This window comes from Amycolatopsis alba DSM 44262 (assembly GCF_000384215.1).
Classification (GTDB): Bacteria; Actinomycetota; Actinomycetes; order Mycobacteriales; family Pseudonocardiaceae; genus Amycolatopsis; species Amycolatopsis alba.
In genome coordinates this window covers 7,767,584-7,779,592 of sequence record NZ_KB913032.1, presented here as the reverse complement: position 1 = coordinate 7,779,592, position 12,009 = coordinate 7,767,584, and the positions used below count along the sequence as shown (strand labels likewise).

At 68.6% G+C, this 12,009-nt stretch carries 16 protein-coding genes; 5 read left to right on the top strand and 11 right to left on the bottom strand.

The features are described 5' to 3' along the window. Nucleotides 1-360: 360 nt before the first annotated feature. The gene (locus AMYAL_RS0136235) at nt 361-855 is read right to left on the bottom strand and encodes a hypothetical protein (protein WP_143267982.1); all 495 of its coding nucleotides are present in this window, start codon (nt 853-855) and stop codon (nt 361-363) included. Nucleotides 856-937: 82 nt separating this feature from the next. Between AMYAL_RS0136235 and AMYAL_RS49630 the strand changes: the two genes are divergently transcribed. Next, on the top strand, nt 938-1,207 hold the full coding sequence (locus AMYAL_RS49630) for a hypothetical protein (RefSeq protein WP_143267983.1): 270 nt from the start codon (nt 938-940) through the stop codon (nt 1,205-1,207). A 510-nt stretch (nt 1,208-1,717) separates the two neighbouring features. Further along, nucleotides 1,718-2,113, top strand: coding sequence for a hypothetical protein (locus AMYAL_RS0136230; protein ID WP_167336189.1), 396 nt, complete (start codon nt 1,718-1,720; stop codon nt 2,111-2,113). Between the two features lie 360 nt (nt 2,114-2,473). Here the strand turns inward: AMYAL_RS0136230 and AMYAL_RS0136225 are convergent, their stop codons facing one another. From AMYAL_RS0136225 to AMYAL_RS0136190, 8 genes are all read right to left on the bottom strand, one after another. Continuing rightward, on the bottom strand, nt 2,474-3,079 hold the full coding sequence (locus tag AMYAL_RS0136225; protein ID WP_026467742.1) for a GNAT family N-acetyltransferase: 606 nt from the start codon (nt 3,077-3,079) through the stop codon (nt 2,474-2,476). Next, entirely contained in the window at nt 3,060-3,815 is a 756-nt protein-coding gene (locus tag AMYAL_RS0136220; protein ID WP_020636186.1) for a lasso peptide biosynthesis B2 protein, read from the bottom strand. The genes AMYAL_RS0136225 and AMYAL_RS0136220 overlap by 20 nt, the downstream gene beginning before the upstream one ends. Next, nucleotides 3,812-5,632, bottom strand: a complete 1,821-nt coding sequence (locus AMYAL_RS0136215) for an albusnodin/ikarugamycin family macrolactam cyclase (RefSeq protein ID WP_020636185.1) — start codon at nt 5,630-5,632, stop codon at nt 3,812-3,814. Before AMYAL_RS0136215 ends, AMYAL_RS0136220 begins: the two co-directional genes overlap by 4 nt. Nucleotides 5,633-5,706: 74 nt before the next feature. After that, nucleotides 5,707-5,847 (bottom strand): albusnodin family lasso peptide, encoded by a 141-nt coding sequence (locus AMYAL_RS49625; RefSeq protein WP_020636184.1) that lies wholly within the window; start codon nt 5,845-5,847, stop codon nt 5,707-5,709. A 135-nt stretch (nt 5,848-5,982) separates the two neighbouring features. Then, the gene (locus AMYAL_RS47000; protein ID WP_020636183.1) at nt 5,983-6,327 is read right to left on the bottom strand and encodes a hypothetical protein; all 345 of its coding nucleotides are present in this window, start codon (nt 6,325-6,327) and stop codon (nt 5,983-5,985) included. Further along, nucleotides 6,320-6,637, bottom strand: a complete 318-nt coding sequence (locus tag AMYAL_RS0136200; RefSeq protein WP_143267984.1) for a hypothetical protein — start codon at nt 6,635-6,637, stop codon at nt 6,320-6,322. Before AMYAL_RS0136200 ends, AMYAL_RS47000 begins: the two co-directional genes overlap by 8 nt. Before the next feature lie 4 nt (nt 6,638-6,641). Further along, entirely contained in the window at nt 6,642-7,196 is a 555-nt protein-coding gene (locus AMYAL_RS48035) for a DUF4254 domain-containing protein (protein ID WP_051137595.1), read from the bottom strand. Next, the gene (locus AMYAL_RS0136190) at nt 7,193-7,630 is read right to left on the bottom strand and encodes a hypothetical protein (RefSeq protein WP_020636180.1); all 438 of its coding nucleotides are present in this window, start codon (nt 7,628-7,630) and stop codon (nt 7,193-7,195) included. The genes AMYAL_RS48035 and AMYAL_RS0136190 overlap by 4 nt, the downstream gene beginning before the upstream one ends. Nucleotides 7,631-7,928: 298 nt before the next feature. On the opposite strand from AMYAL_RS0136190, the gene AMYAL_RS0136185 reads away from it, so the two are divergent. Continuing rightward, nucleotides 7,929-8,792: a helix-turn-helix domain-containing protein gene (locus AMYAL_RS0136185; RefSeq protein WP_020636179.1), complete on the top strand. Its 864-nt coding sequence runs from the start codon at nt 7,929-7,931 to the stop codon at nt 8,790-8,792. A gap of 5 nt (nt 8,793-8,797) precedes the next feature. Next, the gene (locus AMYAL_RS0136180; protein ID WP_020636178.1) at nt 8,798-9,022 is read left to right on the top strand and encodes a DUF397 domain-containing protein; all 225 of its coding nucleotides are present in this window, start codon (nt 8,798-8,800) and stop codon (nt 9,020-9,022) included. 530 nt (nt 9,023-9,552) lie between these two features. Here AMYAL_RS0136180 and AMYAL_RS0136170 read toward each other — a convergent pair. Further along, nucleotides 9,553-10,113 carry a hypothetical protein gene (locus tag AMYAL_RS0136170; protein ID WP_020636176.1) on the bottom strand — a complete coding sequence of 187 codons (561 nt, stop codon included), beginning with the start codon at nt 10,111-10,113 and terminating at the stop codon, nt 9,553-9,555. Nucleotides 10,114-10,163: 50 nt separating this feature from the next. Beyond that, on the bottom strand, nt 10,164-10,658 hold the full coding sequence (locus tag AMYAL_RS0136165; RefSeq protein ID WP_143267985.1) for a hypothetical protein: 495 nt from the start codon (nt 10,656-10,658) through the stop codon (nt 10,164-10,166). Nucleotides 10,659-11,770: 1,112 nt separating this feature from the next. Here AMYAL_RS0136165 and AMYAL_RS50020 point away from each other — a divergent pair. Continuing rightward, the gene (locus AMYAL_RS50020; RefSeq protein ID WP_026467740.1) at nt 11,771-11,986 is read left to right on the top strand and encodes a hypothetical protein; all 216 of its coding nucleotides are present in this window, start codon (nt 11,771-11,773) and stop codon (nt 11,984-11,986) included. Nucleotides 11,987-12,009: the final 23 nt, after the last annotated feature.

Here is a 12,009-nt window from a genome sequence, read left to right as displayed (position 1 = left end):
TTCTTCTCGTCTGGATCCTTCGAGTCCTGGTTGGCCTTCTCCTCGTGCTTCGCCACGTCGAGACCTCCCCTTCCGCCGGTCCGTTTCTCAACGGTAGCCGTCGGTGACCCGGCATCTTCAGAACGCACGCATCTCCGAGAGGATCCCACCCGATCAGCTCACAGTGGTGTTCCCGCAGCCGAGTATCCGGCGCGATCCGCTTTCACAGCAGGAGGGCCACCACATCGGCGAGCATGGCGGGCCCGGTCGTTATCGCTGCTACGGAGCGCGCGGGAGAGTGCCGCGACATAGTGCTCAGGGCGTGCCGGGCCACGGCGTCCACCGCGCCGATCTGATTTGCCGCCTCTGATCGCCGCAGAGTTAGTCGCCGTCCGGTTCCGACGCGCGGTCGCCGGGCTTGGTGTCCTCGATGAGCAGTTCCTTCAGCTCCTTCCGCAGGTCGCGCCTGATCAGGTTGCGCTCGCCGAGCTTGAGCGCCCTCACGATCCGGTCCACGTCCTTGGCCGAGTAGCCGCGCACGATCTTCAGCTTGCCGTGGACGTCGAACTCCACAGTCTTGTCCTGATGCCGGGTAAACAGCTTTCCCAGAGTGGCGGCCAGGACCGTGCCCGCGCCGCCCGCTGCGACGACGACGTCGACCCATATCCCGGACCCGGAAGCGAGGTGGGGGATGTAGCCATGCTTGACGGACCACCGCACATCAGACCGGCCGTCCAGCAAGGCCCGCATGTACTTGCCCCCATCGGGGTCCGGATCATCGTGGCTGGGCCGCTTGGCTCCCCGGCTCAGCGTGACCTCGCCGCCGGCAGTCGACAGGATCAGGCCGTCGCCGTCCCCGCAGCTGATCTGAACCACAACGCGTCCCTTGCCAGGGTGCGGAAATACACACTGATGGCACGGTCGCCGGCGTCGGTAGTCATCCCGCCAGTGTGGCCCGATGAAGGGCAGCGCGGGCGAAGGGATCGCGGGAGCGCCGACCGTGTCGCGGACCTGGAACAGCAGCACAGCCACCGCCCCGGCTTCACCGTCGACGCCTGACCGGCCCCAGTGCGCGGTCAGCACGAGGCCGGCACTGGCGGAGTTCTCGCAGGCTGTCCTCAGCCTGCGAGTGCACGTGCCCGCGATCAACGTGGCCTCCACCGGCAGCCACGACCCGCGAGCGCCCTACGTGCCCGCCTCGCTGGCGTGTGGGTCTGCCGTGGGCTGAGTGCGGGTCGAGCCGTTCGCACCACCACTACCGTGGGCCATAGTGAAGGTCGTGAGCGATAAGGGGCCCGGACGATGACGCTGTATGGACCGCATTGTTCACATGACGAGTGCTCGTGGATGGAATGCGAGGATCCCGCGAGTGAGCATTCGTGCCGGGAACAGGACACCTGTCCTCGGTGCGGGCCAGTTGTCGGAGTCCCAATGCTCGTCTCCCACCGCGTTGTCGGCGTACTCGCGGGCCCTGACATCCACCCGAATCTGGCCCGCGTGTAACACGGCTTCGCCTGCCAACTGGACCAGCGTCCACAACGGACAATCGGACGGGCTCGCTGTCCGCGCGACCGGGGCGCCCGCAGGCGGGCTGCGTCGGCGCCGGAGTTCGATCCAGCCCCGAGTCGACAGGCTTGAACCGGCGCGGAACACGATGAGCGCAGCAAGTACGACGAGAAAGGGGAAAGCAGTGAATCAGCCACACATCGTGGCCGACCACGAGGACTACGTACGCGCGGTGATCGAGGAGCTGGCGGAACGCGACGTGCGGGTGTCCGACGTCCATTTCGACGTGGCTCCGGACCGGCGCGCCACGATGAAGGTCTCGCCACTCGAAACCGACGACGATGAAAGCGCCACAAACTGGGGCGCCGCCGAGTGGATCACACTGCGGTGGAGCCCGGCCGAGGGCTGGGTCTGGCAGGTGAAGTATCACGGCGATGTCTCGCCGCGCGCGGCGATCTACTTCGGAATGTCGGCTGTTCCGAAGCCGGCCGCCGTCGCTGAGTGGCTCCACCTCGGACTCGCCCAGCCGATGGTGATCCCGAGTCGCGAGGACGACTTGCCGTTCACCACGCCCGACCTGGACGAGGCGCTGCGCGCCTACTCCATAACCACCGAGCAGCCCGGCTGACACCGGCCATCGCGGCCAGGGGCCGCCGGCATCGCCAGGGGCAGTCGCAGGTCACGCCAGGTGATCGGCGGTATCCGTTAGTGCTGGTCAGGCCGTCTCAGCGGTGACAGATACCGTGGTCCGTTACACCCACGCCCACTACCTCGACGTGCAGGACCGCTGACCAGCACGCACGCGAGGGTGCTCGCCGTCGGATGACGACGGGCACTCCCGCATGGGCTTCCCGGACGATCGTGAGAACGGGGCCGGTCTGATCGAGGATGTCCTGCAGAGACCGGGGACGAGCTACCTAACCCAAGCAGACCTCTTCCTGGGCTGTAACTGCCGCCTCCTCGTCACACCAAGGCGATGGGCTGCGGGCTACTGACCCGGTTCGATGAGCTGCCGTACCACGGACGGTCCGGTGAAATCCTCGGGTACCGCGTCCATCAAGGTCTCGTTGGTGGGCTGGCCGAGCCAGTAGCCGGAGTTGCGCTTCTCGCCGATGATTCGGAATCCGGCGCGTTCGTAGGCGGCGATAGCGCTCTTGTTCGGGGAGAGCACCGTGAGGTAGACGCAGCGCAGCGCGGTGACGTGGAAGGCGTAGTCCAGGGTGAGCCGGGTGGCGTCGGTGCCCAGGCCCTTGCCGCGGTGGTCGGGGCCGAGCTGGATGATGAACTCGCCGGTCCGGACGTGGTGGTCGATCAGCACGGCGGTGGTGCCGACCGGGGTCGCCGGGGTGGTGGTGATGTCGTAGACGGTGAAGCGGAGCTGGTCGTCGGTGCCGCGGGCTTGGTGCTGGAAGCCTTCGCGCCGGTTGTTGAGTGAGTCGGGGGTCTGTCGGCCGTAGCCGACGAGCGTGCTGGGGTCCTGTTCCCACTGCCAGTACTGGTCGACGAGGTCTTCGGTGAACGGGCCGAGCCCGGCCTTCTCACCGCGGATCCACACGATCGGTTCGGTCTGCTCGCTAATCGCTCTCGCCTCCATCGTCACGGGCCGGGATGGTGCGGAGCACCGCGAACCGCGCCGTGGACGGTGGTTCGGCTACCGGCTGTCGGTCGTCAGTCTCCACCCACGCGTGCAGCCGCACGGGATCGGCCGCCGCGCCGTGGCACCACGTCACCCGTTGGCGCGACGCGGCCAGCAGCACCAGCACGGCCGCCGATTCCTCCAGGCAGGCGACCCGGCCCGGCGCGAGCAGCCCGGCTCGCCGAACGGCGTGAGCGGCGCGGCGCGCGTGCTCGATGGTGGCCGGGTGCCTGGCTCGGCGGGTAGCCCGGTTCAGCAGCCGGGTCAGCCGAGCCAGGCGCCGACGGCGAGGACCGGCGGCCAGCGTGGCGAGCACGATGGCCAGTGCCATACCGGCGATCACCGTCGTGGTGAGCGGGACGGAGACGGGCTCGGGTCGTCCGGCGGCGAGTTCGTGGGTGCCCCAGCTTGGTTTCCATGCCGGTCCGGCTGTCGGTGCGGGCCACGGCTGGGGTCGTGCCGTTGGGGCGAGCAGCCCGGCGGCGAGGAGCTGCCCGCGCAGGGTCTGTGCCGATGCCGGGTCCAGCGCGGCCGTTTTCTCCGTGTCGCCGGTGGTGGCGAGTTCGGCCCACCACCGGGCTGCGGGGCCGATCAGGGTTTCGGCCTGGCCGCCGCGGTAGTTCACGATCACCGTGGTGGGTCCGACGTCGACGGCCCGGACATGCGCCGCCGCGGTGAGGTATTGGTGGTTCATGCGACGCCCGCTCGGGTGCCGGTGGCCGTCCACGCCACGCGGGGTGCGTTGGCGAGCGCGCGTAGCCAGACCTCGGCGGCGATCGCGGGTTCGACAGTGGAGAACGCGACCGGCAGCCCGGCGGCGGTCATGGTCAGCGTGCGGCGCAGCGCGGCCGGGTCGATGAGCCCGAGCGCGGCGAGCCGTCCGTCGGCGAGGGCGTGCAGCGCGGGCAGGTTGGCGCGCATGCCGCCGTAGTGGTCGGGATTGAAGTCGCCTTTCGTGGTGCGCGCGGCCAGCTTCGCGGGGAACAGGTCGGCGAGCGCGGCCGCCAGCACGGGTTTGTAGTCGGCCGGGCCAGGCCGGGCGTCCAGCGGCACCGACAGGTAGGTGTCGATGACGCGGGAGTCGGTGAACGGGTTCGCCAGCAGCACGCCGGCTTGTTCGGCGAGCTGGATGTCAGCGCGGGCGGACCGGCCGACCTCGGCCATGTTCTCGGCCGCGACGGTGACGGCGAACGTGCCTCCCGCCAGGTCGGCGAGCCGCGCGGCTGCGCCGTGGGCGAGGGCAGCGGCGCGACCGCGCGCCGATTGGGTCGCCCACGGGGGCACGGGTTCCGTGGTGTACCAGCCGATGTGCCCATCCGGCTTCGTCGTCGGCGTTCCGGTCTGCAGGTCGTTCGCCAGGGTTGTCAGGGCGTCGACGCGGCTGGTGCGGGCAGTCCGGATCGTCGCGGTCAGCAACGGCCAGGTGGGCAGCCGCCGCAACCGCGCCCATCGCATGGTTTCGGTGATGGCGCGCTTGTGGTGGCTTGTGGCGATGAGGTCGGCGAGCATGATCGGCGGCGTGCACAGCAGGCTGTCGCCGCCGTCTCCGGTGAGGTGGCAGTCGGTGCCGAGGGTGTCGTGGATCCAGTGGAGCTGTCCGGCGAAGCGGGCGTGCGCGATCGTGGACGGTGCGGGCTCGTCGGTCACCGGGACCTCGTCCAGCGCGGTGTACGGGGCGTGCTTACGGGTCAGGGACATCAGGCGGTGCGCGAGGCCGGGCCGCTGCGCGGCCAGCCGCGCGTAGTCCAGGTCCCCGCCCGAGAGACATCCGGCCGGGTGCACGGTCACCCCGGTCACGATCCTGCCGGGTCCGGCCTGCTCAGCCGCTAGTAGCGCCAGAGCGGTGGAGTCGAACCCGCCGGACAGATCGCTGGTCAACATAGCTGCGGTGGCCAGACGTTCGGCCACGGCTGCCGCCAGCTCGGCACGCAACCGCCGGGGCGGCGAGCCTGGCCGGGGTCGGGGCCACCACACACGATTGACTCGGCTGTTGTCGCCGTCGATGGTCAACCGGTGTCCCGGCGGGACGAGAGTGACGTCCTCGAACGCGGATCGTTCGGCCAGCAGCACCGGCACTGACGGGGCGAGCAGCCATCCGGCGAGCCGGTCCAGATCCGGTCCGGCGCCGGTGAGCCCGGCGAGTGCTCGGGAGCTGGAGGCCCAGTAGACGCCGCCGTCGGCAGAGGTGGTGTAGATCGGCCAGGTGCCGCCGAGGTCGGTCCAGATCCGGGTGGCCGCGCGGGTGACCTCGACGGTCGTGTAGCTGCCCGACCAGCACCAGGCCACGTCATCGGGAACCCCGTCGGTGCCTAGCCGGGCCAGTTCGGCGGCCGTGATGCCGGAGGTTCCCACGACTGCGACGAACCGGGTACCGGCCCAGGTGGTGCGCACCTCGTTCCCCGACCACGTCCCGACCGTCCAGCACCCAGGCATCGTGGGCCACAGTCGCGCGCTACCGATCGGGCTGCGCGGCGGCGACGCAGGTGTGGCGAACCCTCCGAACCAGCGCATGACTTCCCTTTCCTTGACCGTGGTGGTGATCCGGTGCTCAGCCCCCAGGGCGGGCTGGGCACCGGATCGGTGGCCTAGTTGTAGGCCCGTCGCTTGTCCTCCGAGCTGCCTTTGCCCTGCCCCAAGGTCACCGCCGACGCCTCGCCGAGGCTGACCAGCAACACCGGCGCGTCAGTCGTCTGACCGCTCTCTGGTTGGTCGTTCACGGTTTCCATGTCTGCCCTCCCTTCCTTTTGCTCACACGGCTTTCGCCGCACTCAGTTGTTCCTTGCACACCCCGCTGGACGGCTGATAGCCGCGCTGGGGTGAACCTGCGGGGCCGTTCGGGAACGGCCTGCGGTTGCGGAATGTCAGGACGAGGTCGGCGTCGCTGGCCGGAAGTGGTGCCGTCCCGTGGCTTTGCCGGTCGCGGCGGGGCGTTCGGCGGCGTCGGTGATCAGGTGGCGGTGGGCGGTCCGCCACACCGTGCAGTCCGCACGACCGAGCAGCCGCCACGGCGAGCAGGCGCGGCAGCGGCCGCGCTCGTCGGGTTCGTGCGCCTCCAGCAGTTCCCGCCACGCACCGGTCATCTGGGTGATGACGGTGTCGGCCAGCGCCGACTTGGACTCCTTGTCGGCCTCGCCGACGATCGTGTCGAGATAGTTGAGGCGGCCATAGACCGCTGTCCGCAGAGTGGAGTTCAGGACTTCATCCACGATCGGTCTCCTCATCGGTATCGGACGGCCACGCCCGCGGGTCTTGCGGAGCAGACGGTGACCACAAGCGGGGATGCAGGTCCAGCGGGACGATGTCGCCGACCCGCAGCCGGGCGGTGTGCACGCGGTAGGCCGCGTCATCGAAGTACTCGCACGGCCAGAACCGGCCCGCACACGTCGGGCAGGCGTTCGGCTCGCCGGGCTCCGGCAAATGCCGGGTCAGGTCGTTGATGGCCTCGGCGGCGCGTCCGGCCGGGCTGTCCGCCGCCACGACCAGACCCTCCACCGGGCGGATAGCTGCCCCCTCCACCGGCTCACGCCATTCCGGCGGGGCCGGTCGGTGTCTGCAGCCTCGGAAGACGGCGCCGCCCGAGACGCAGATCCGTGACCAGGTCGTCGTAGGCGCGGCCCAGCTCGCCTAGCTGCGCCGAAGCGACCCGCACCTCCGGGTCGCTCGCATCGAGGCGGGCGTCGGCCAGGAGCTGCCCGCGCATCCAGACCGTCACCATCCGGTCGATGAGCTGCCCGAGCGACTCCGTATGCAGCACCCCCGCGCGGCCTTCGGCGAGTTCGGTGGTGGCCCAGCGGTCGATCCGGTCGATCAGTACCGCGCAGGCGGCATCGCGGGAACGCGCCGTCCGCGCGGCGGCGGCCACCACCGGATCGTCGGCCTGGTGATCGCCGACAATCCGGTGGACCCCGGCACGTAAGCGGTGCTCGGCGGCCAGCGCCGCCGCGGCCTCCAGCACGGGATGCCGGTAGCCGCCGGGCGGGACTGTGGTGAACGCGCGGACCACAGCGGCCGCGCGTGGCGGAGCGGGCGCGATGCCCGCCGACGTGGCCATTGAGACTTCGGTCGCGAGCGTCACGAGGCCGATCCGATCGGCCCGGAGGTGGCTGGGACGGGGCGTCCGGTCATCTCCCATCGGGTGAAGAGGGCGACGATGCGGTCCCACAGACCGGGTTCGCCGGTTTCGGCGACGTGCATCCGGACGCGGTGCGCGCTGTCGTCCCAGCAGGCCAGGACCCGCACGCCCGTCCGGGCGGTCGTGTCGAGGAACAGGTGCTCGTCGATGCGCCGCTGCAGCGTGCGGCGCTGGTGCTCCACGGTCGGCAGGCCGGTGCGCACGATCGCGGCGGCGGCCTGGTGCTCGATGCCGGGCACGAAGCACGCGGGCGTGAGCCGGGCGGTCGCCAGCTCGGCGATCAGCTCCGCGCGGTGGTCCCCGCGGCGGGTCACCCGCACGAGGGCGGTGGCGAGGCAGGACAGGGACGTCCTCGGCACGGTCAGGGTCGCGGTCATCGCGCGGGTGCTCCTTCGCTGGTGGTGGCAGCGGCCCCGGACGGGTCGGGGGTCAGCGCCGGGGCCGCTGCCGATCGGATGGCCCAGGGGTGGCGCTCGACGGCGGCGGGATCGCCGGAGCACCACCCCGAGACGGGGACGCGCCGCCCAGGTACCGTGTTCGCAACCTGAGTGACGTAGGTCATGATGACGACGGTACATCTGACGATCGTCAAAACAGATACTCCGATCGGGTGTGCTCGCGCGTGCGAAAATTCGATCACTGCGAGGGCGCTACCAGGCAGAAGAGGAGCAGTGCGTGGCCACGAACAGCCCGACCGCGCTGAGGTGGTGGTTCGCCGTCGCGATGCGACGCTTGCGCGAAGCTGCCGGGATCAGCCGCGAGGCCGCCGCCCAGGCGATCCGGGGCAGTGTCTCGGCGATCGCCCACATCGAGAACGGCCGCTCGCTGCCGAAGCCGCTGGAACTCGAGAGCCTGCTCGCCCTCTACGGCGTTGTGGAGCGAGCCGAGGCATTCCAGCGGCTTCGCGAGCGGGCACGTAAAGGCAAGGACTGGTTCGTCGGATTCGAGCAGCACGACGTGCCCGAGGATTTCGGGCTGTTCCTGGGCATGGAGTCCTCGGCCAGCCAGCTGGAAGGCTGGGACGCCCAGGTCGTCGCGGGTGCCTTCCAGACCCGCCGCTACGCGGAGGCCACGATTCGCGGCGCCGAGCCGGACCTGTCCGAGGACGAGGTCGCCCGCCGTGTCGACCTGCGGATGGCGCGTCAGCGCATGATCTTCGAGGAAGGTGAGCCGCCGCTGGTGTGGCGGGTCGTGGCCTCCACCGCTCTGGAGTGGGAAGTCGGCGGCAAGGACGTCCTGCGCGAACAGCTGCTCCACCTGGCCGATCTCGCCGACCGGCCCGGTATCAAATTGCAGGTGCTGCCGACCACGGTCGGCGCGCACACTGGTGTGGAAGGGACCTTCACCATCCTCTCGGCGCCGCCGGAACTTGAGGACTACCCCGGCTGCGTGTACGCGGAGACACTGGTCAAGCCCTACTACTACGAGGAACTGGAGCAGATCAGGAAGTACCGCAACGCCTTGACCGAACTTCGGATCAAGGCCAGCAAGCCGGAGAAAACTTCGGCGCTGTTCCGTCAGCTAGCAAAGGAACTGTGAGCACCATGAACAACGAGGACGCCGTTGCCGCCCTCGCCGACGCGACCAACTGGCACAAAGCCTCCTACAGCAAGGAGAACGGCGGCTGCGTCGAAGTCGGGTCCGTTCCCGGAGTGATCGGGGTCCGCGACACCAAACTCGGTGCCGCAAGCCCGATCCTCGCGTTCGACCCCACCGAATGGGCCGCGTTCATCCATAGCGCCAAGGACGGCGAGTTCGACCAGCTGTAACTGGAATCCGCGAGCGGGAATGCCCCTGACCACCGTTGCTGGCCAGGGGCATTTCCTTCATCGGCAATGCCGTCCCTTCCCCTCACCTACGTGTCGAGCTTGCTTCTCGGACATGGCCGTTCAGTCAGCCGCCAGCTACGTGCGCAGGCCGATACGCATGGTTGGAAGTCGCGCTAGTCGGTGTCGCCGAGCAGGTGGTGGCTCATGTCATCGCGCTGCATGGCCTCTCTAAGGAACTGTTGTGTTCGAAACCGTTCGTCTGCGGTCCCCATCGCATGATCGGTCAACACCTCCCGTGCGAGGGGTACCCAGCTTGTCGCGGCTGTTCCGTCGTAGCTGACGGACAGCGCCGCTGTCGAGATCGACTTTGGCGCGAGATAAGCGTCCGGCACACCGCAGGACACCAAGCGGTGGTGAAGGTCGGCGGGCGCGTAGCGGCCACTCGAAGCGCTAACTGGGGGCGCCGACCCAGTGGACCCGGTGGTCACCCCGGCCGTACAGCGCGGGAAGCGCCGGAGAGCGCGGTGGTGTCAGAGGTGGGCGAGGTCCTCGGGTGTGGCGGTGCGCAGGGTGAGTGTGTCGAGGATGTCGTGTGGGCCGGCGCAGAGCACGGTGTGTTTGTCGTGCCAGGGCAGTTCGATGACGGCGTGTTCGAGCACGGTGACGCGCTGGCCGGTGACGGGGTGCCCGTCGCAGAGCACGGTCACCGTGGTGCGGGGGGCCTGGTCGGTGGTGTGCTGGATGTTCCGGTCGTGCTCGAGCCGGGCGGCGGGGTCCTCGGGGGTGGTGTGGACGGCGGCGCGGGTGAGGAAGTTGATCAGCTGGATCGCGGGGGTCTCGATGGGCAGGCCGCGTGGGTCGATGCCGTGGGTGGAGCGGACGGTGGTGATCGCCAGGGCCAGGCGGGTGCCGTGTGCGTAGAGCACCTCCAGCGCTGTGGTCAGGTCGTCGGCTCCGTGGCTGGACCAGCTGGTGATCGTGCCGAGCCCGAGGCCGGTGCCGGCCACCGCGAGCGGGGCGGGGAAGCCGGTGAGGTAGTCGGTGAGGGCGGGGCCCCGCGCCTGCGGGGCCCCGTTGTCGTCAGTGTCCATGCGGGGTATCGCAATCGTGGTCAGGACGGGGCGATGCCCCGCTGGGTGGTTCAGTAGATTGTAGTTTTGGCTGAGGGGCCGCCGGAGAAGCAGACAGCCCCGTCGGTCAGGATCGCGAAGTTCGAGCCGTTGCTCCTGACCACGGCGTAGCCGGTTCCCCTGGTCAAGCCGGGGACGACGCGGATCTCTTCCCAGTAGGGGCCACTGGAGCCGCCCGAGAACTGCTGGGTGCTCGTCCCGCCGTCGTCATTCAGCTGGACGCGCCAGCTCCGGGCGACAACGTCCCTGCGGACGTGGAAACCAGTCCTCAGGACTACGGACGCGTTGCCGATCCCGTCCTCCCACACCCAGGAACGACCACAGGTCCCGTCGACCTCGTTCATCGGGACAGCGTCGGCCGGAGCGCCTTTGCGCACCGAGTACTGGGTGCCGTCCGGGCTGGTCCGGATCTCGTACCCGTGCGCCTCGGCGACCGCCGCGTCGAACCGGCCGATGTGCATCTCGCCCTCGACCACGCGCGCCGAACCGGCAGCGCCGGCGGGCACGGCCCCTGCAACGCACAGCCCGGCCGCAGCCACGATTGTCGAGCACACAGCGAAAAACCGTCTCATGCTCATGATTGAATCCCCTCCTCTGAAGTCCGCACATTTAGCGCGGATGAATAAAACGAGATATGATGGGTCACAAAAGGACGGCAAGTGGCCGCCGGGTGTTCGGCTCAAGTTGAAACGCGATGAAACCCGGCTGACGTTTATCTTTGCGCTTCGATTCACGTCAAGGCGCGCCCGCGGCCCATCACCCAAAGATGACCCGGAATCACCTGCTCCACTCACCGCAAGGCCTGGCAGTCATGACAGTCAGAAAACAGGTTAGGGACGTACGCCTCGTCGGGTCCAGGCGTCATCTTACCTGCTTGGATCACCTCGTCGGGGTTGCTGTGCGGCATGGATTCTTCTCTTGAGATCGAAGCAGAAACCCCCTCGTTTCACGCGTCATAAACGATTCCAGGGCAGAGCTGAACGCATCGCATTGCCCCATTTGACTATCGGAAGTTGATTCGAAGCAGTTAATTCAAGAAACAATGGCAAGGATTGACTGAAATCGTGTGGCCCCCACTTCGCTTTGCGGCTGCCGGTCGGCGCGACTTCTCCCCTGTCCGATCGGTCTGACCGCAATACCGTAGCGATAAATTCCCAGGGCTCGTAATCCGCCAAGCGGGTGACTGGCATGAACTTTCACCATTATAGATATAAGTGCCACTTGCTTCGAAAGTCTGTACGACGCATCCTATTCCGCGCGAATTCGGAAGCAGGTTCCCCCAGGTGCGCCGCGTTCCGCCATCGAGAGCCGCGTCGTGTGAGCTGCCATGGACGAACCGACCACGGCTGACGGGTCCCCGATGGCGACGAGTTCGCCGCAGCCGCGGCCGCGGCCGGCTGCATGCGCGTGCTGCGGCTCAAGCAACTCAGCTGATCGCCTCAGAATACGTCCTCGTCGGGGGAGGCAGTGTGAATGTCCGAACCCGCCTGCACCGATGAGCTGGGCTGCTGTCCGCGCGTGCAGAGAGCTTCGGGTTCTCGTGCTGTTCCGGAGTTCCCCGCACACTACGGTCGCTGTCGACTCGTACTCGTGTGCACGACCGTGATGGGGTTGTCGGATGGTCGACAGTCCGGTGGTCGAACGCGGTGTGCTGACCGCGCCGGCGCAGACCTGGGATGCCGCCGCGCGGCGGCCCGAGGTGATCAAGCAGATGGCCGGCCATGCGACGGTGGGCCTGGACGCGGCCGCCGAATTGGATACCTCCCGGCGCCAGGTGTTTGTGCTGCTGCCTGGCCAGTCCAGCGGCGGCCGGGGCGGCGCTCGGCTCACTTGACGAGGTCGAGGCGATCGTGCGCG

What these genes read in the sequence shown, in the direction of transcription:
- AMYAL_RS0136170 (WP_020636176.1), bottom strand. Translation starts at nt 10,113, where the DNA reads ATGGACACTGACGACAACGGGGCCCCGCAGGCGCGGGGCCCCGCCCTC.
- AMYAL_RS50020 (WP_026467740.1), top strand. Translation starts at nt 11,771, where the DNA reads ATGGTCGACAGTCCGGTGGTCGAACGCGGTGTGCTGACCGCGCCGGCG.
- AMYAL_RS49630 (WP_143267983.1), top strand. Translation starts at nt 938, where the DNA reads ATGAAGGGCAGCGCGGGCGAAGGGATCGCGGGAGCGCCGACCGTGTCG.
- AMYAL_RS0136180 (WP_020636178.1), top strand. Translation starts at nt 8,798, where the DNA reads ATGAACAACGAGGACGCCGTTGCCGCCCTCGCCGACGCGACCAACTGG.
- AMYAL_RS0136225 (WP_026467742.1), bottom strand. Translation starts at nt 3,079, where the DNA reads ATGGAGGCGAGAGCGATTAGCGAGCAGACCGAACCGATCGTGTGGATC.
- AMYAL_RS49625 (WP_020636184.1), bottom strand. Translation starts at nt 5,847, where the DNA reads ATGGAAACCGTGAACGACCAACCAGAGAGCGGTCAGACGACTGACGCG.
- AMYAL_RS0136215 (WP_020636185.1), bottom strand. Translation starts at nt 5,632, where the DNA reads ATGCGCTGGTTCGGAGGGTTCGCCACACCTGCGTCGCCGCCGCGCAGC.
- AMYAL_RS0136190 (WP_020636180.1), bottom strand. Translation starts at nt 7,630, where the DNA reads ATGACCGCGACCCTGACCGTGCCGAGGACGTCCCTGTCCTGCCTCGCC.
- AMYAL_RS0136220 (WP_020636186.1), bottom strand. Translation starts at nt 3,815, where the DNA reads ATGAACCACCAATACCTCACCGCGGCGGCGCATGTCCGGGCCGTCGAC.